The 18,509-nt window shown below is 64.3% G+C and carries 16 protein-coding genes; 7 read left to right on the top strand and 9 right to left on the bottom strand.

Translation table 11 applies throughout. The features are described 5' to 3' along the window. The first annotated feature begins 85 nt into the window (after positions 1 to 85). Positions 86 to 715, top strand: coding sequence for a uracil phosphoribosyltransferase (upp, locus tag SS05631_RS18220; protein ID WP_037422726.1), 630 nt, complete (start codon positions 86 to 88; stop codon positions 713 to 715). 132 nt (positions 716 to 847) lie between these two features. Next, entirely contained in the window at positions 848 to 1,372 is a 525-nt protein-coding gene (locus SS05631_RS18215) for a TIGR02281 family clan AA aspartic protease (RefSeq protein WP_037422729.1), read from the top strand. Here the strand turns inward: SS05631_RS18215 and deoA are convergent. The 8 genes from deoA to SS05631_RS18175 all read right to left on the bottom strand — a co-directional run bounded on the left by deoA (position 1,365) and on the right by SS05631_RS18175 (position 11,064). Beyond that, positions 1,365 to 2,681: a thymidine phosphorylase gene (gene deoA / locus SS05631_RS18210; protein WP_037422715.1), complete on the bottom strand. Its 1,317-nt coding sequence runs from the start codon at positions 2,679 to 2,681 to the stop codon at positions 1,365 to 1,367. The two genes, SS05631_RS18215 and deoA, sit on opposite strands and share 8 nt — an antisense overlap. Position 2,682: 1 nt before the next feature. Next, positions 2,683 to 3,480: a purine-nucleoside phosphorylase gene (locus tag SS05631_RS18205; RefSeq protein ID WP_037422718.1), complete on the bottom strand. Its 798-nt coding sequence runs from the start codon at positions 3,478 to 3,480 to the stop codon at positions 2,683 to 2,685. Then, positions 3,477 to 3,872 carry a cytidine deaminase gene (locus SS05631_RS18200; protein ID WP_018235360.1) on the bottom strand — a complete coding sequence of 132 codons (396 nt, stop codon included), beginning with the start codon at positions 3,870 to 3,872 and terminating at the stop codon, positions 3,477 to 3,479. The genes SS05631_RS18205 and SS05631_RS18200 overlap by 4 nt, the downstream gene beginning before the upstream one ends. Before the next feature lie 123 nt (positions 3,873 to 3,995). After that, entirely contained in the window at positions 3,996 to 4,967 is a 972-nt protein-coding gene (locus tag SS05631_RS18195) for an ABC transporter permease (RefSeq protein ID WP_037422741.1), read from the bottom strand. Between the two features lie 4 nt (positions 4,968 to 4,971). Continuing rightward, positions 4,972 to 6,105, bottom strand: coding sequence for an ABC transporter permease (locus SS05631_RS18190; RefSeq protein WP_037422744.1), 1,134 nt, complete (start codon positions 6,103 to 6,105; stop codon positions 4,972 to 4,974). Next, complete coding sequence (locus SS05631_RS18185; protein WP_037422745.1) at positions 6,102 to 7,637, bottom strand: ABC transporter ATP-binding protein; 1,536 nt, start codon at positions 7,635 to 7,637, stop codon at positions 6,102 to 6,104. Before SS05631_RS18185 ends, SS05631_RS18190 begins: the two co-directional genes overlap by 4 nt. A 521-nt stretch (positions 7,638 to 8,158) precedes the next feature. Beyond that, positions 8,159 to 10,411, bottom strand: coding sequence for a heavy metal translocating P-type ATPase (locus SS05631_RS18180; RefSeq protein ID WP_037422748.1), 2,253 nt, complete (start codon positions 10,409 to 10,411; stop codon positions 8,159 to 8,161). 320 nt (positions 10,412 to 10,731) lie between these two features. Then, positions 10,732 to 11,064: a hypothetical protein gene (locus SS05631_RS18175; protein WP_037422751.1), complete on the bottom strand. Its 333-nt coding sequence runs from the start codon at positions 11,062 to 11,064 to the stop codon at positions 10,732 to 10,734. Positions 11,065 to 11,275: 211 nt separating this feature from the next. On the opposite strand from SS05631_RS18175, the gene SS05631_RS18170 reads away from it, so the two are divergent. From SS05631_RS18170 to SS05631_RS18155, 4 genes are read left to right on the top strand one after another with little or no spacing between them, the layout of a single operon-like run. Continuing rightward, positions 11,276 to 12,034: a DUF3365 domain-containing protein gene (locus SS05631_RS18170; RefSeq protein ID WP_037422754.1), complete on the top strand. Its 759-nt coding sequence runs from the start codon at positions 11,276 to 11,278 to the stop codon at positions 12,032 to 12,034. Next, entirely contained in the window at positions 12,031 to 14,784 is a 2,754-nt protein-coding gene (locus SS05631_RS18165; RefSeq protein WP_037422757.1) for a response regulator, read from the top strand. Before SS05631_RS18170 ends, SS05631_RS18165 begins: the two co-directional genes overlap by 4 nt. A 49-nt stretch (positions 14,785 to 14,833) precedes the next feature. Further along, positions 14,834 to 15,205, top strand: a complete 372-nt coding sequence (locus SS05631_RS18160; RefSeq protein WP_037422759.1) for a response regulator — start codon at positions 14,834 to 14,836, stop codon at positions 15,203 to 15,205. A 12-nt stretch (positions 15,206 to 15,217) separates the two neighbouring features. Continuing rightward, on the top strand, positions 15,218 to 16,780 hold the full coding sequence (locus SS05631_RS18155; RefSeq protein WP_037422781.1) for an adenylate/guanylate cyclase domain-containing protein: 1,563 nt from the start codon (positions 15,218 to 15,220) through the stop codon (positions 16,778 to 16,780). Positions 16,781 to 16,844: 64 nt separating this feature from the next. On the opposite strand, the gene SS05631_RS18150 is transcribed toward SS05631_RS18155, so the two are convergent. After that, entirely contained in the window at positions 16,845 to 18,170 is a 1,326-nt protein-coding gene (locus SS05631_RS18150) for an MFS transporter (RefSeq protein WP_037422761.1), read from the bottom strand. Here SS05631_RS18150 and SS05631_RS31100 point away from each other — a divergent pair. Continuing rightward, positions 18,169 to 18,474, top strand: a complete 306-nt coding sequence (locus SS05631_RS31100; RefSeq protein WP_157213192.1) for a hypothetical protein — start codon at positions 18,169 to 18,171, stop codon at positions 18,472 to 18,474. The two genes, SS05631_RS18150 and SS05631_RS31100, sit on opposite strands and share 2 nt — an antisense overlap. Positions 18,475 to 18,509 lie beyond the last annotated feature (35 nt).

The following is an 18,509-nucleotide window of genomic DNA, read 5'->3' as shown; positions in this document are numbered from 1 at the left end:
CCGGAAGCACGCCAACACCCTTGCAGCGTCCGCTCATTCCATGGAAAAGAAGGCGGATATGCCAATTCTCGGGGAAGGTGAAGCCATGGACGGCGTGACAGTGATCGATCATCCGCTGGTGCAGCACAAGCTGACCATCATGCGCAAGAAGGAGACGTCGACCGCAGGATTCCGCCGGCTGCTGCGCGAGATCTCGACGCTGCTCTGCTACGAGGTGACGCGCGATCTGGAACTGACCATCGAGCGGATCGAAACGCCGCTCGAGGAGATGGACTCCCCCATTCTCGAGGGCAAGAAGCTCGTCTTCGCCTCGATCCTGCGCGCCGGCAACGGGCTGCTCGAGGGCATGCTCGAACTGGTGCCGTCCGCCCGCGTCTCGCATATCGGCGTCTATCGCGACCATGAAACGCTGCAGCCAGTCGAGTATTACTTCAAGGCGCCGGAGAACCTCTCGGAGCGACTGATCATCGTCGTCGACCCGATGCTTGCGACCGGCAATTCCTCGATTGCGGCAATCGACAAGCTGAAGGAGCGGGGCGCCAGGAATATCCGCTTCCTCTGCCTGCTTGCCGCACCCGAAGGCATCCGCAATTTTCAGGGGGCGCATCCGGACGTGCCGATCTTCACCGCCTCGATCGACAGCCACCTGAACGAAAAAGGCTATATCATGCCGGGCCTCGGCGACGCCGGCGACCGCATGTACGGCACCAAATAGCTTCGCTCTTTCTTAACCAGACGATGAAGAAACGAGATGGCGCCGGATTTTCCGGCGGATTTTTTGCGTGACGTTAGCAAAGCTCCGCAGAAGATCGGCGAAAAGCGCCAGCCGATATCCGGAGAGCCGAGAATGCTGACACGCCTCATCGCCTTTGCCGGCGGACTTGCCGCCATCGCCCTCGTCGTCCCGGACCTCGTCTCCAATTATCTCGATCGCCGGGAGTCCGGGTCGCCGCAGCAAGCGGCTGCGGGCGCCACCCCGGCTGCCGCCAGCAATGCGGGCGGCAAGGCCGTCGTCCTCGAAGCGGATCGCTCCGGCCACTTCGTCGGCACGTTCCGGATCAACGGACGGCCGGAACAGGGGCTGGTCGACACCGGTGCAAGCACGATTGCCATCAATGCTTCCCTGGCCCGGCGGTTCGGCATCACCGTCGGCAGCCTCTCCTTCGATGCACGGGCGCAGACGGCGAACGGCGTCGTCGAGGCGGCCTCGGTCAGCCTCGATCGCGTCGAGATCGGCGGCATTTCCCTCCGGAACGTCGAGGCCATGGTTCTTCCGGACAAGGCGCTTTCGGGCATGCTCGTCGGCATGTCCTTCCTCAACCGGCTGTCCTCCTATCGCGTCGAGGACGGTGCGCTCCAGCTCGTCAAATAATTCTTGAGACGATGACGGGGCTCGGTTGAGGCGGCTCGTCGGCGATCACATAGAGCCCGGCAACCCTGTCTCTCACCGCTTCCGCCCGCTGCCGGTCGGCGGCATGCACAAAGGCGATCGGCTCGCCCCTCTCGACCCTTGTCCCGAGCGGTTTGAGGCCGGCAAGGCCGACCCGATGGTCAATCCGGTCGTCCGGGCGCGTTCGCCCGCCGCCGAGCGCGATGATTGTCATCCCGAGCTCGCGCGTCTCGCACGCCGAAAGGTAGCCGTCGCGGTGGGCGGGCACGGGGATTATCGCCGGCGCCCTTTCGAGATAAGCATCGGAACGATCGACGAAATCGGCAGGTCCGCCGAGGCCATGCACCATGAGAGCGAAGCGTTCCATCGCGTCGCCACTCTCCAGAGCGCGACGAGCCATGGCCTCGCCTTCAGCCCTATGGGCCGACATCCTCGCCGCGACCAGCATTTCCGCCGCAAAAGCCATCACCACCTGATCGAGACGGGTACCCGCCTTCTCGCCGCGCAGATAAGCAAGGCAGTTCCCGACTTCCAGCGCATTTCCGGCAGCATCCGCCAGCGGCTCGTTCATGTCGGTGATCAGCGCCGAGGTGTGCACCCCTGCCCCGTTCGCAACATCGACGAGCGAACGCGCCAAGATTTCGGTTTCGCCGGGATCCGTCAGGAAGGACCCGTTGCCGACCTTGACGTCGAGCACCAGCGATTGCAGGCCGGCGGCGAGCTTCTTGGAGAGGATCGACGCAGTGATCAGCGGCACCGAGTCGACCGTCGCCGTCACGTCCCGGATCGCATAGAGGCGCTTGTCGGCCGGCGCCAGATTGGCGGTCTGGCCGATGATGGCGCAACCGACCTCCTCGACGATCTGGCGAAACAGTTCGGGCGGCGGCTGGATGTCATAGCCCGGGATCGATTCGAGCTTGTCGAGCGTACCCCCGGTGTGGCCGAGCCCTCGCCCCGAAATCATCGGCACGGCGGCGCCGCAGGCGGCAATGATCGGCGCCAGCATCAACGAGACATTGTCGCCGACGCCGCCCGTCGAATGCTTGTCGGCGATGGGGCGGCCGAACGCGCTCCAGTCGAGGGTCTCGCCGGAATCGCGCATTGCCAGCGTCAGCGCCACGCATTCGTCGCGGTTCATGCCCGAGAACCAGGTGGCCATGGCGAAGGCGGCAACCTGCCCCTCCGAGACAGAACCATCGGTGACGCCCTCGATGAAGCCGCGTATCTCCGCCGGTTCGAGCCGACCGCCATCCCTCTTCTTGCGGATCACTTCCTGAGGAAGAGGGGCCATATCAGCCTTCGCTCGCAACCATCTCTTTGAGGATCGACGCCAGCCGCTGGCCGCCGAAAGGCGCCATCTCCTTGGTCTCGTGGTGGCTGAGCTCGGCACCGGTCATGCCGGCGCCGTAGTTGGTGATGACCGACGCGGCCGCAACCTTCATGCCGAAGAACCGGGCGAGGATCACCTCCGGCACGGTGGACATGCCGACCGCATCGGCGCCGAGAACGCGGGCCATGCGGATTTCCGCCGGCGTTTCGAAGCTCGGGCCGGAGAACCACATATAGACGCCGCGGGCGAGCGGGATGCCGAGCCGCTCGGCGGCCTCTTCCATCTGAACGGCGAGCGCCGCGTCATAGGCATTCGTCATGCCGACGAAGCGATCGTCGCTCTCGACGCCGATCAGCGGATTGGCGCCGGAAAAGGCGATATGATCGGCGATGCGCATCACCGAGCCGGGCGGCATATCTTCGCGCAGCGATCCGGCCGAGTTGGTGAGGATCAGATTCTCGACGCCGATCCGCTTCAGCGTTTCGATCGGCACGCGCATCGCATTGGCGTCGCCGCGCTCGTAATAATGAACCCGGCCGGACAGGATTGCGACCGGTGCGTCGCCGAGGCGGCCGAGGACGAGCTCGCCCGCATGGCCGGAGACGCTGCTGACCGGGAAGCCCGGTATGTCCGCATAGGAAAAGCGGACCGGCGCGCTGACTGCCTCGACGAGCGAGCCGAGACCTGAGCCGAGAACGATGGCATGGCGCGGCGATAGATCGCCGAGTTTGTCACGCAGGAATTCAGCCGCGCCGGTCATCCGAGGATCTCGGTCTCAAAGCTGTGCGGCAGCAGGTCGGAAAGCGCCAGGCTCTTCTTGATGCCCGTCTCGTCGCATAGATAGATGCGGGTGCTGGCGCCGGAGAATTCCGCCAGCCGCTGCCGGCAGCCGCCGCACGGCGGGCAGAGCGCGAGCTTCTCGGCAATCACCGCCACTTCCATGATCTTGCGCTGGCCGGCCATCACCATGTGGCTGATCGCTGTCGTCTCGGCGCACCAGCCTTCCGGGAAGGACAGGTTCTCGATATTGGCGCCCGTATAGATCCTGCCATCCTCGGCGCGGATCGCCGCCCCCACCGGAAATTTCGAATAGGGTGCATGGGCCTTGGCCATGGCCTCACGCGCGGCGACGAAGAGCTCGTTCTTCGGCATGGTCTGTCCTTATGTTGTGCATGTCGTTGTCCCCAAAACCGCTACGCACTTTTGGGCGACATGCATCCTTGATTCATGCATGTCGTTGCCCCAAAACCGCTGCGCACTTTTGGGCGACATGCATTAACGCTCCTTCACATAGGGCACGCCGCCGGCCTTCGGCGGAATGGCCTTTCCGATAAAGCCGGCGAGCAGGATGACGGTGAGGATATAGGGCAGCGCCTGCATCAACTGCACCGGAACCTGGCCGACGAGCGGCAAGGGCGTGCCCTGCAGGCGGATGGCGAGCGCATCGAGGAAGCCGAAGAGCAGGCAGGCGAACATGACGTTCTTCGGCCGCCACTTGGCGAAGATCAGCGCCGCGAGCGCGATATAGCCCTTGCCCGCCGTCATCCCCTTGACGAAGCCGGCGGTCATCGCCAGCGACAGGTAGGCGCCGGCAAAACCGCAGAGGATGCCGCAGCAGATGACCGCGCGGTATCTGAGCCAGATTACCGAGATGCCGGCCGTATCGACCGCGCCGGGATTCTCGCCGACGGCCCTCAGGCGAAGTCCGAAGCGAGTGCGGTAGAGGATCCACCAGCTTGCCGGAACCATGGCGAAGGCGAGATAGGTGAGCAGGAAATGTCCGGAGAGCAGGTCCGCATAGATCGGACCGAGGACCGGCACGTCGCGGACGGCGTCCGCGCCGGGCAGATTGATGGTCTGGAACCGGGCGCCCTCGGCAAGCGCCGGCGTGCGGCCGCCCTGGCGGAACCAGGCCTCGCCGAGGATCACCGTCGAGCCGGCAACGATGAAGTTGATCGCCACGCCCGAGACGATCTGATTGCCGCGCTGGGTGATCGAGGCATAGCCGTGAACCAGCGACAGAAGAATGGAGATGAGGATAGCCGCGAGGAGCCCCATCCAGACCGACTGGGTGACGGCGGCGACGGCACCGGCCGCGAAGGCGGCGCCGAGCATCTTGCCTTCAAGCCCGATGTCGAAGACGCCGGCACGCTCGGTGAAGAGGCCGGCGAGCGCGGCAAAGACGAGCGGCACGGACACGCGGATCGTCGATTCGAGGAGCACCACGAGGACGTGGAAGAAATCCATGGCTTCAGGCCCCCTTGGTCTGGACGACGGCGGCCGCGCGCTGGCCGCGCATGGCGAAGGCGCGGGTGATCGCCGGGCGGAACATGTTTTCGAGCGCGCCGGCAAAGAGGATGACGAGACCCTGGATGATGACGATCATGTCGCGCGAGATCGACGGCATCTCGAAGGCGATCTCGGCGCCGCCCTGGTAGAGGACGCCGAAGAGGATCGCCGCGGGAATGATGCCGCCCGGATGCGACCGGCCCATCAGCGCCACCGCGATGCCGACGAAACCGGCGCCCTGAACGAAATCGAGCTGCATGCGGAACTGCTCGCCCATGATCGGGTTCAGCGCCATCATCCCCGCTAGGCCGCCGGAGATCATCATGGTGATGACGGTGATGCGGCTTTCGCGAATTCCGGCATAGCGGGCAGCCGAGGGGCTATGGCCCATGGTGCGCATCTCGTAGCCGAGCTTGGTGCGCCAGATCAGCACCCAGACGCCGAAGGCGGCGGCGAGCGCCAGCAGGAAGGAGATATTGAACGGCGCGGTTCCGACATTGAGGCCGAAGATCGACAGCAGCCAGTCTAGCTTCGGCAATTGCCCGCCCTCCGCGAAGGTCCGCGTCTGCGGCGCCATCGAGCCGAGCGGCTTCAGGACGCGCGTCAGCAGATAGACCATCAGGCTCGAGGCGATGAAGTTGAACATGATGGTGGTGATGACGATATGGCTCCCGCGCTTGGCCTGCAGCCAGCCCGGCAGGAAGGCCCAGAGAGCGCCGAAGAAGACCGAGCCGACGATAGCCAGCGGGAAGACCACGTACCAGGGCATCACCTGGTCGAGCCAGAGGCAGGCGAGCGCGACGCCGATGCCGCCGACATAGGCCTGTCCCTCACCGCCGATATTGAAGAGCCCGGCATGGAAGGCGACGGCGACGGCAAGTCCGGTGAAGATGAAGGTGGTCGCGTAATAGAGCGTGAAGCCGATATATTCGCCGCGGCCGAAGGCGCCGTTGATCAGGTGGTAGGCGGCCTCGAACGGATTCTCGCCGACGAGCAGCACGACCAGACCGGCGACGAGAAAGGCGACGGCAAGGTTTATCAGCGGGATGAGGCCATATTCGACCCAGCCCGGGAGCTTCGCATAGGGTGTGCTCATTCTGCGGCCTCCTTGCGGCCCTCGACGCCGGCCATCAGCAGGCCGAGTTCGCCCTCCGTCGCCTCCGGGCTGCGCTCGCCGACCACGCGGCCGGCAAACATCACCAGGATACGGTCGGAAAGCGAGCGGATTTCGTCGAGCTCGACGGAGACGAGCAGCACGGCCTTGCCCTGGTCGCGCATCTCGATGATCCGCTTGTGGATGAATTCGATCGCGCCGACGTCGACGCCGCGGGTCGGCTGGCCGATGATCAGCACATCGGGGCCACGCTCCATCTCTCGGGCAAGGACGATCTTCTGCTGGTTGCCGCCGGAGAAATTGGCGGTCTTCAGCCGCGCATTCGGCGGACGGATGTCGTATTTGGCGATCTTCTCCTCGGCATCCTTGCGGATCGCGTCGATATCGAGGAAGGCGCCCTTCAGGTAACGCGGGTCGTTGTGGTAGCCGAGAATGGCGTTCTCGCTCTCCTCGAACTTGAGGACCAGACCGACGTGATGCCGGTCTTCCGGGACATGCGCCAGCCCGCGGGCTCGGAGCTCGGCGGGATCCCTGTGGCCCGTCACATCGACGGACCTGCCGTTCAAAAGCACGGTTCCGGAGGTGGCCCTGCGGATGCCGGCGATCGCCTCGAGCAGTTCCGACTGGCCGTTGCCGGCAACACCGGCAATACCGACGATCTCGCCGGCGCGGACCTCGAAGGAGACGTCGTCGACCATGGTCACGCCGCGGCTGTCCTTGACGGTCAGCCCCTCAACCGCAAGCTTCACGTCGCCGGGGCTCGCCTCACCCTTTTCGACGCGCAGCAGCACGCGGCGGCCGACCATGAGCTCGGCAAGCTCCTCGACCGAGGTCTCGCGCGTCGTGCGGGTCGCGACCATCTCGCCGCGGCGCATGACGGAGACCTCGTCGGTGATCGCCATGATTTCGCGCAGCTTGTGGGTGATCAGGATGATCGTCTTCCCTTGAGCCTTGAGCTGGCCGAGGATGCGGAAGAGATGGTCGGCCTCGGCCGGGGTCAGAACGCCGGTCGGCTCGTCGAGGATCAGGATGTCGGCCCTACGGTAGAGGGCTTTCAGGATCTCCACCCGCTGCTGCAGGCCGACCGGCAGTTCCTCTATCAGCGCATCTGGATTGACCTCGAGCGCATATTCCCGTTCGAGCCGCTTCAGTTCCTGGCGCGCCTTGGCGATGCCCTTGTTGAGGATCTGACTGTCCTCGGCGCCGAGCATGACGTTCTCGAGCACGGTGAAATTCTCCACCAGCATGAAATGCTGGTGGACCATGCCGATGCCGACGGAGATCGCCGTGTTCGGATCGCGAATGGCGACCTCCTTGCCGTCGACGAATATCTCGCCGTTGTCGGCCTGGTAGAAGCCGTAGAGGATCGACATCAGCGTCGATTTCCCGGCGCCATTCTCACCGATGATGCCGTGGATCGTGCCCTTGCGAACCTTGAGATTGATGTCCTTGTTGGCATGGACCGGACCGAAGCTCTTGTCGATCCCGCGCAATTCGATGGCAATATTGTCCATATTGGCCTGCGATCCCCTTCTTGCCCGCTTCGGCCCTGCCCCAAGACCGTGCCGGCAATTTTTTACCATTTGGTATAAGTTTATCATCGATTTTCCGGCGCGAAAGCCTCAAATCGCGATCTCCTTATACTCTCATCGGATCGCCGGTGAGAGTCCAGCTCGAATATACACAGGAGGAGTGGGCAACACCTACAGCGCGGTCGCATCCTTCGGGCCGCACACAGGACGCTGAAACTCTTCGAAAATACGCATCGTACCTTCCGAAAAGCGCGTCCGATTTGCGGACCGATGCGCCAGGGCAGCACGACGCCGCGACGCGCACCTTCGAAGCCTGCGCTCCAAGGCGCAAAACCCCTCCCCAACCCCTCCCCACGAGGAGGGGGAGGGACTTAGGGTGCTGCGCAGTTCCCGTACCTGGTCAGCCTTTGCGTGTGCTGCAACGGATCGACTTGGCGGGTTAATCGAGGCGCGCTAGAAGCCCCTCCCCCTTGTGGGGAGGGGTTACGGAGGGGTCGCGTCACCTATGCTTCCACAGGCGTCCACAGCAGTCTCAGCGCGTTGACGGTCACCAGGACGGTGGCGCCGGTGTCGGCCAGGATCGCCGGCCAGAGGCCGGTGACGCCGACAATGGTCGTCACGAGAAAGACGCCCTTGAGGCCCAGCGCCATCGCGATGTTCTGGTGGATGTTGCGCATGGTGGCGCGCGACAGCCCCACCATCGCGGCGATATCGGCGACGCGCCCGTGGAGGCTGGCGGCGTCGGCCGTCTCGAGGGCGACGTCGGTGCCGCCGCCGACCGCGATGCCGACATCGGCCGCCGCCAGCGCCGGCGCGTCGTTGATGCCGTCGCCGACCTTGGCGACCACGTGACCCTCCGCCTTCAATTCACCGACGATGCGTTGCTTGTCTTGCGGCAGGAGTTCGGCGCGCGCCTCGATGCCGAGCCGGCCGGCGACAGCCTCCGCCGTGCACCGGTTGTCGCCGGTGAGCATGATCACGCGAAGGCCCTGTCCGGCGAGCGCCTTGACGCCCGCCGCAGCATCGGGCCGCGGCTCGTCGCGCATGGCAAGCGCGCCGGCCACACGGCCATCGGCGATGAGCAGCGAAACGGTCTTTCCTTGATCGTGCAGGGTTGCCACGCGCGCCTTCTGCTCGGCCGTCAAAGCTACGCGGCGGTCGGCCTCCTGCGGCGAACCGAGGAAGAGGTCGGCGCCCGCCGCCCTGCCGCTGACGCCTTTGCCGCCGAGCGCCTTGACGTCCGAAACGGCCGGCACCGCCACCCGATCGGCCTCGGCGCGGGAGAGGATCGCCTGCGCCAGCGGGTGGCTGGAGCCCCGTTCGAGGGCGGCCGCATGGCTGAGAACCTCCGTTTCGGATCGGTTGAATCCAATAATATCCGTCACCATCGGCTTACCTTGGGTGAGCGTGCCGGTCTTGTCGAAGGCGACGGCGGTGACCTTGCCGACGGTCTCGAGCACGGCGCCACCCTTGATCAGCAGGCCGCGGCGTGCGCCGGCCGACAGGCTGGCGGCGATCGCCGCCGGGGTGGAAATGACCAGCGCGCAGGGACAGCCGATCAACAGAAGCGCCAAGCCCTTGTAGATCCACTCCTGCCAGAGCCCGCCAAGGAAGAGAGGCGGCACGGTCGCAACGAGCGCCGCGACGAGGGCAACGGCCGGCGTGTAGGTACGGGAGAACCGGTCGATGAAGCGTTCCGTCGGCGCCTTCATCTCCTGCGCCTCCTCGACGAGCCGGATGACGCGGGCAATCGTGTTGTCGGCGGCCGCGGCGGTGACGCGCAGCCGCAAGGCTCCGTCGCCGTTGACCGTTCCGGCAAAGACGCTGTCGCCGGGGCCCTTCAGAACGGGCGCGCTCTCGCCGGTCACCGGCGCTTCGTCGATGCCGCTCTCGCCGCTGAGAACCACCCCGTCGGCGGCGAGCCGGTCGCCGGGGCGAACGAGAATAGTGGCGCCGACCGGCAGGCTCTCCGCCGATACCTCGATCAAGCCGCCGCCCTCCGCGTCGACGAGCGCCGTTTTCGGCACAAGCGCGGTCAGCGCTTCGATGCTCGCCCGCGCCTTACCCGCGGCGATCCCCTCCAGGAGTTCGCCGATCAGGAAGAGAAACACCACCATCGCCGCCTCTTCGCCGGCGCCGATGATCACGGCGCCGGCCGCCGCGATGGTCATCAGCATCTCGATCGAGAACGGCGTGCCGGCCGAAGCGGCCATCACCGCCCTTCTGGCGATCGGCAGCAGCCCGACAAGCATGGCCAAGGTGAATATCCAGGGCTCGGTCGCGGGCCACAGCTTGCCGATGCCGTAGGCACCGGCAAGTGCCACCCCGCAGGCAACCGTCAGCCTGCCCTTCCTAGTGCGCCACCACGGCTGCGCTCGGCGCAGAGGGACTGCGGCGCCGGCATTCGGCAGGTCGGCGGACGGTGCGGAGCGGAAAGCATCGCCGTGCGCGTGGTCGGCACTGCCGGCGGCATGGGCATGGCCGCAGCAGGCATCCTCGCCCGCGGACGACAAGGCCGGCGAAGCTTCGCCAGTCAGCGGCGACAGCCCGTAACCGAGCCCCGCCACCTTGCGCAGGATTGCCGGGCCGACATCGCCGCGGTCCGCATGCCGGACCGTCATCGTGGCCGCAGTCACCGAGACGCTCACATCCCCGACGCCGACGACGCGCCTGACGGCGGTGTCGATCTTCGCTGCGCAGGACGCGCAGTCCATGCCTTCGACGCGATACCTGCTTTCCCGAACCAGACCGGTCATGCTCTGCTCCTTTAGGCTTTAGGAACAGGCTACAACCTCTAGCGCCTAGAGCTACAAGCAAAAAGTCTCCCCTGGCGGCGCTCCGGCCGTGCTTGGGCAGGCATCGCAGCACCGCGCGACTCGCGACAAACCCCTAATTTTTGGTTGCAAAAGGAATGCAACCATGTATGTTCATTTCCGCTATGGCACAACCTGCGGACCTCCAAGGATAACGGCGGAAGGGCCTGCGGTCGATATTGCCGTGCCACTGCGTTCTTCCCAGCCTCGAGAAAGAAATCGCCCTGACCGGGAACGGTCAGGGCAATTCCTATGTGGCGCTATCACTCGTGAATTGTATAGGACGCCAGCTTGCAGAGATCCTGCTTGTCTACCGTCGTCTCGAGGTCCGAATTCTCGTCGAACTCAAAACGCATGTCGTACTCGCAGACATCGCGGCCATCGGCAATCGTCAGTTCGATCGATTCGCCCGGCTCCAGAACCTGGCTGCCGAACACGTCGTCTTCCCATTCCTCGACGCCGACCGGAGACGTATGGAAGCGAACAAGCGTCGCGCTTGTGTCGTTCTTCAACGTGAAGACCAGGTCCTCGGCGTGAGCCGCCGACGTGAAAGCGAGCGCCGCCATGCCGGCAGCAACCAGAACGATATGCTTCATGAAGTAAGTCCCCCGCCCGGAATTGAGCCCGCGCACCCTACGTAGGACAGATAGCGCCACAACCCTTTTTCCAGCGTTTCCCGCGCAACGCACCAAAAATGGAGCGTCCCGGCCCTGCAAGCGTACACGGTGGTGTTCCAGAGATGACTCCTTCCAGGGTGCGTCCTGTGCTATCCTTTCCGCCTTGTGCTTCCTTGCGGAGGAAAGCATTATGGGGGCTCTCAAAGGCTTCACGCGGAACTGCGCAGTCGCTGTCTTCTCCGGTTGCATGCTTCTCTCGCCTCCGGCACCGGCCGAGGAGGCTGCCGATGTCGCGACCGGGACGCGGCTCGCCGAATTGCTCAGGGCGGCCCGGAGCGTCCTTTCGAACTATCAGTCGCTCATCAACGATCCGGCCGTCGCCGACAAGCATCTCGACGGCGAACGGTTCACGGCCGAAGCGATCGCGCTTTACGGCAAGCGCACCGGCAGTCCGTTGATCTCCGACGATCTGGCCGAGCGCGACCGCAAGCTGCTCCAGGCTCAGGTCGACGCCATGCGCGAGGTGATCGACGAGCATCAGGACGACATCAATCGTCCGGGCATTGCCTTCAAGGGCTTCGTTCCAGCCGTCTTCGCGCGCCTGATGAACGAGAAATTCGCCGTCAAGGTGGGAAACGAAGCGCTGGTCCGCGTCACGGCGCCGGAGGTGCTGGTGCGCAATCGCAAGTCGCTTCCCGATGCCTGGGAGGCGAAGGTCATCGAGGAGGTTTTCCCGGATCCGCAGCGACCGAAGGAGGCGAGCTATACGGAAGTGACGACCGTCAACGGTCGCCCTGCCTTTCGCATGCTGCTGCCAGAGTATTACACCGATTCCTGCCTTGTCTGCCACGGCGTTCCGAAGGGGGAAATCGACGTCACCGGCTATCCGAAGGAGGGCGGCAAGGCCGGCGACCTCGGCGGTGCGATCAGCATCGTCTTGTTCCAATGAGCGCGCTTCGCGAGCAGTTGCAGCCACTAAAGCCTGTCCCGGCGCCGAGGCTTGCCAGCCGGATCGCCAATCTGCCGATCTCGGCACGCGTCGCGACGCTGACCGCGGCTGGCATGATCAGCCTTGTACTATCGTCGGTTTTCCTGACGCAGGCGCTCCATCGCAGCGCCGCGCGCATGGCCGAAACCCAGGAACTCTTCGACCGGGCCGCATCGGCGGCGGCGGCGCATGTCGCCTTCGGCGACCTCCGGTACTGGCTGACCGATCTCTCCGTCAGCCTGCTGATGAATTCGCAGCGCAATGCCGAGCAGGCCCGCGAGCGCCTGCAGGTCCAGTTGGAGCGCCTTGCCAAGCACTCTCCGGCCGCCGTCAGGGAAATCCGCACGGAAATCGACGCCTATATCGCGACGGCGCTGCAGGCAACGGAAAGCTATACCCAGGACAACCGCATCCTGGGCAACACCCTCCTGGCGGAAGCACGCACCCATAGCGGCCATGTCGATCGGAACCTCAACAGGCTTGTCGAGCAGGTGAAGGCCGATGCTGAGGCTGCCCGCAACGAGGTCGTGGCGCAGACGCAAAAGACGGCCACGACCGCGGCCATCCTCGTCGGCGGGGTCGTCCTGATCGGCTCGCTCCTGACGCTCCTCGTCCTGCGCTCGATCGTCGGGCCGCTCCGGCGCCTCAACCGGGTGATCGGCGACCTGACCGAGGGCCGCTACGATGTCGAGGTCCCCCAGGAGGGCGGCGACGAATTCGGGGCGATGGCGAAAACGCTTTCGCTGTTCCAGCAGAACGCCATCGAAAAGAAGAAACTCGAGGACCAGGCGGAGCGGCAAAGGCGGACGGTCGCCGCGGCGCTCGAGGCGATTTCCGACGGGTTCGTGCTCTATGATCCGGACGACCGTATCCTCGTCGCCAACAGCAAATATTGCGAAATCTTCCCCAGCCACAAGCCGAACGAACTGCGCGGCAAGAGCTTCCGCGAAATCCTGGAGCAGAACCTGGCAAAAGGGAAAGTGGACCTCGAAGGCAAGGCGCCGGAAGAGTGGATCGAGGAACGCCTGCGCCTCCACCGCGATCCCGCCGGCCTCGTCGACGAGAGGCGGTTCAATGACAAATGGGTGCGCATCACCAAGCGCAAGATCCCGGACGGTGGGACGGTCGCCGTCTATACCGACATTACCGAACTCAAGCAGAGGCAGGTCGAGCTCGAGCGTGCCAAGAGCAATGCCGAAGCGGCCAGCGAGGCCAAGAGCCGGTTCCTCGCCTCGATGAGCCACGAATTGCGCACGCCGCTGAATGCGATCATCGGTTATAGCGAGATGCTGATAGAGGAAGCGCGCGACCATGACGAGGACGAGCTGGTCCCGGACCTCGAGAAAATCGCTTCGGCCGGCCGGCATCTGCTGTCGCTCATCAACGATATTCTCGACCTGTCGAAGATCGAGGCGAACAAGATGGAGGTCTTCCTCGAAACCTTCGACGTCGCCCGGCTGCTCGGCGACGTGACCGCCACCGTCGCGCCGCTGATGGCGAAGAACCGCAACGAATTCATCCAGGAGTTCGACGGCGATCTCGGGGAGATGCATTCGGACCAGACCAAGCTGCGCCAGAATCTCTTCAACCTGCTCAGCAACGCGGCGAAGTTCACCAATAGCGGCCGGGTCACGCTGTCGGCCCGGCGCGAAGAGCGAGCCGACGGCGACTGGCTCGTCTTCAAGGTCTCCGACACCGGCATCGGCATGACGCCGGAACAGCAGAACCGGCTTTTCAACGCCTTCACGCAGGCCGATGCGTCCACCACCCGCAACTACGGCGGCACCGGCCTCGGCTTGAGCATCACCCGCAGTTTCAGCCGCATGATCGGCGGCGCCGTCGATGTCGAAAGCGAAGTGGGAAAGGGCTCGGTCTTCACGATGGAAGTGCCGGCGCGATGCCGGCGGGAGGCCGGCGTGGCGCCGGCAGCCGAGCCATCGCAGATCATCCAGCCGGGCCGCACCGCGCTCATCATCGACGACGACCCGGCCGCCCGCAACCTGATCGCAAAGGCGCTGGCGGAAGCGGGTCTCGCCTCGATGCAGGCGGCGAGCGGCGCGGAGGGGATAACAGTCGCCCGCGAGCATCGGCCCGACGCCATCATTCTCGACATCATCATGCCGCACCAGGACGGCTGGTCGGTGCTGCGCACGCTGAAGAGCGACCCCGACCTCTGCACCATCCCGGTGATCCTGGCGACCATTCTGGCGGATCGCGAGCTCGGTCTCTCGCTCGGCGCGGTCGAATATCTGACCAAGCCGATCGACACCGACAAGCTGATCCGGACCGTCGAGGCTTGCGGCGGTGGAAACCGCGACGTGCTCGTCATCGACGACGACCTGGCTTCCCGCGAATTCCTGCGGCGCATTCTGGTGAAGAGGGATTGGATGGTCCACGAGGCAGGTGACGGCGTGCGCGGCCTCGACATGATGAAACGGCTTCTGCCGCGCCTCGTCCTGCTCGATCTGCTGATGCCGGAAATGGACGGATTCCAGACGCTCAGCGAGATGCAGGGAATTCCGGAGCTGCAGAACATTCCGGTGGTCGTGGTCACGTCGAAGGACCTCTCCGCCAACGAGTTGCGGTGGCTGCGCGAGCGGGCGGTCGCCGTCGTCAACAAGGGGGCAAACAGCAGGTCGCAACTGGTGGAGGCTCTCGAGCGCCAGATCGCATCGCGTGAAACGGCCGGCCAGACCGTCGGCGACCGCTGAAGGCTAAATCGTGCCGTGCAAACCTGCAGCGGGCAGGAGGAGACCGGAAATGACGAGAATCCTTCTGGTGGAAGACAATGAAATGAACCGCGACATGCTTTCGCGGCGTTTGTCCCGCCGCGGCTTCGACGTGCTCATTGCCGAAAACGGCAAGGCCGGCGTCGAGCTCGCCGCTTCCGAAAGGCCCGATGTGATCCTGATGGATATGAGCCTGCCGGTCATGGACGGCTGGGAAGCGACCCGACAGATCAAGGCCAACCCGCTTACGTCCGGGATACCTGTCATCGCGCTGACGGCCCACGCCATGGCCAGCGACCGGGACATGGCGCTGGATGCCGGTTGCGACGACTATGACAGCAAGCCGGTCGACCTGACGCAGCTTGTCCGGAAGATCGAACAATTGCTCACCGCATCTCCCTGAGTGGCGTTGAAAATGAGCGTCGGGAACGAATTTCAGCGTCAGGCCCTTGCCACCCATGTGGCGCAGCGGATGGCCGGCCCGGCACAGGCGATCCTGGGGTTTCAGGAATTGCTGCTCGAACAGGCGCGCGATCTCGGCGCACTCGAGCTGCTCGCCGACCTGGAACGCATCGGCGCCGCAGCAAGACAACTGAACAGTTTTATCGAGAGCCTCGTCGACGCAAAGACGGGATGCCCGGGCGGAGACGCCGCCGAGGCGGAGGCACGGCTGCGGCACGATCTTCGTACACCGCTCAACGCCATCATCGGCTATTCCGAAATGATCCTCGAAGAGGCCGGAGAGCCGCAGCCGCACACACTGAAGGATGACCTCGGCGTAATTCTGGGCGCGGCCTCCGAGCTGTTGAAGCAGGTCGACGCCATCGCCGGTCTTTCGCGCGGAGCCGCCATCGGGGCGCTTCAACCGCGGGATGAGACCGGGCTAGACACGGCCGAACTCGAACGGCTGCTGTTCCAGAGCAGGCAGGAGGCCTGGACCGATCAGGGCGGCAGGATCCTGGTGGTCGACGATGTCGCCAGCAATCGCGATCTTCTCAGCCGCCGCCTTCGCCACGAGGGCCATCGCGTCGTCGTGGCCGATTCCGGCCGCTCGGCGCTTGCAAGACTGGCGGAGGGGGAGTTCGACCTCATCCTGCTCGATATCCTGATGCCGGACATGAACGGCATCGAAGTCCTCGCACGGCTGAAGGCGGAAGACCGATGGCGGCACGTGCCGGTCATCATGATATCGGGCCTCAGCGAAGTGGCGGCCGTGGCCCGTTGCATCGAGGCCGGCGCTGACGATTATCTGACGAAGCCGTTTAATCCCGTCCTGCTTCGGGCGCGGATCAACTCCACGCTCGAAAAGAAACGCTGGCTAGACCGCGAGCACCGCTATCTCGAGCAGATCGAAATGGAAAAGCGGCGCGCCGATTCCCTTGTTCACGCGATCCTGCCCGACCAGATCGTTGCCCGGCTGCAGGGCGGCGAGGAGATCATCGCCGATCGCTTCGAAGAGGTGTCCATTCTGTTCGCCGACATTGTCGGCTTTTCGCCCATCGCGGCAAGGCTGCCGCCGTCCGACCTCGTCAGGCGACTGGACGCGATGTTCAGCAAGTTCGATCTTCTGACCGAGCAGCATCGCGTCGAGAAGATCAAGACGATCGGCGACGCCTATATGGCCGCCTGCGGCATTCCGGAACCTTCCGCCGATCACGCCGACAGGATCGTCGCCCTCGGGAAATCGATGCTGGAAGCGCTGCAGGGCTCAGCCTCCGACACCGACCGCTTCCGGGTTCGAATCGGCGTCCACTCGGGGCCGGTGGTCGCCGGATTGATCGGCCGGCTTCGTTTCGTCTACGACGTCTGGGGGGAAACGGTGAACATTGCGAGCCGTCTCGAATCCCAAGGCGTGCCCGACAGCGTTCAGATCTCGGAGGCGACGAGGCGCGCCCTGCATGGCCGGTGGACGCTCGAGCCGCGACGCGCCCTCGATCTGAAGGGCATCGGCAAGATCGAGACCTACCTCGTGCGATAGGTCAGTTGCTCCCCTTCCCAAACTGCGGGGCTGAGCCCCGCACTTTGGGCACGTCTCCTCAATCTCAACCCGCTCTGGGCTCGACCGGCTCCCAAATGCTGACCTTGTGGGTCTCGGGCATCAGGTAAAGCGCAAGCAGGAAGCAGACGGCAGGCACGACGATCGGATAGATCAGCGCGTAGCCGACGCTGCCGGTGGCCGCGAAGGCCGCCGAGGTGACGAAGGGCACCAATCCGCCGCCCCAGCCGTTGCCGATGTGATACGGCACCGAGACCGAGGTGTACCGAATACGGCCGGGAAAGTATTCCGCCAGGAATGCCCCAACCGGGCCATAGACCATCCCGACATAGCAGACGAGAATGAAGATGATGAAGATCGCCGTCGGGTAGTTGATATTGTCCGGCTGGGTGACGGTGCCCAGCCACAGATACAGCGGGTAGTAGGTGATCGCGGCGAGCAGCATGCCTCCGAGGATCACCGGCTTGCGGCCGATGATGTCGGACAGCCATCCGAAGAAGATTAAGCTCGGCGTCGCCAGGAGCAGCGCTGCGCCGACGATATAGGCGGAGTTCAATGCATCCACCTTGGAAACCTGCTGCAGGAAGTAGAGCGCCCAGAACTGGCCGCTGTACCAGACCACCCCCTGCCCGATCAGCACGATGGTGGCGATCCCGACGAATTTGATGTTGGAACTGAGGAAGGCCTCCTTCCAGGGATTTCGGGTCATCTGCCCCTTGGCCTTTATCTCCGCGAAGATCGGCGTCTCCTGGAGCTGAAGCCGGATGTAGATCGCGATGCCGACCAGCAGGAACGACACCAGAAACGGAACGCGCCAGGCCCATGCTTCGAAGACCTCGTTGCCGAAATAGGTGCGGGTCGCGATGATGACGGCGAGCGACACCACGATACCGAGCGTCGGAGAGGTCTGAAGCCAGCCGGTGTAGTAGCCGCGGCGCTCGTCCGGCACATGCTCGGCGACATAGGTGATGGCGCCGCCATATTCGCCGCCGAGGCACAGGCCCTGGATCATCCGCAAGCCGAAGAGAAGAAATGCGGCGGTGAGGCCGATCGCCTCATAGGTGGGGATCAGGCCGATGGCGCCGGTGCCCAAGCCCATTCCGCTGAGCGTGATCAGGAAGGTGTATTTGCGACCGACCCGGTCGCCCATCCAGCCGAACAGGAACGCCCCCAGCGGACGGATCAGGAAGCCCGCCGTGAACAGCGCGATCGTACTCAGGAGCGCGGCGACCGGGTGCGACTGTTCGAAGAACTTGACCGAGAGAACTGCGGCCAAGCTGCCGAAGATGTAGAAATCGTACCATTCGATGATGTTTCCGACCGATGCGGCAACGATCACCCGCCGGAAGTCCTTCGGGACCTGGACAGCCATGTTTCTTCCTCCCGTTTCAACACATGGCCCCCATATTTTTCCGGTATTCTATCACGAAACCAGCGCAGCAAAAGAGTTTGCTCCGGCAGCGACAGTTTTCCGAAGTAATGCTTCGTCGTGGATACCCGACTTTGCTAAAGTTCAGCGGTTGTCGCTGACGAATTCCCATGTGGAACGCCGGGAAGATTCGAACATTGCGCCGGGACACATTGCCGCCCAGCGCGCCGCCGGCCTTTGCCTGAGCTGTTCTATTGCGGAGAAACATGCAGGCGTTGGCAGGACTGCTGCATCGCAGCCGGGTTGAAATCAGCGAAATCTCGACTAAGCTGTCTGCGGCAC

The organism is Sinorhizobium sp. CCBAU 05631 (assembly GCF_002288505.1).
GTDB classification, from domain to species: domain Bacteria; phylum Pseudomonadota; class Alphaproteobacteria; order Rhizobiales; family Rhizobiaceae; genus Sinorhizobium; species Sinorhizobium fredii_C.
The sequence above is the reverse complement of the archived record's forward strand: the minus strand, read 5'-3'. Positions and strand labels throughout refer to the sequence as shown.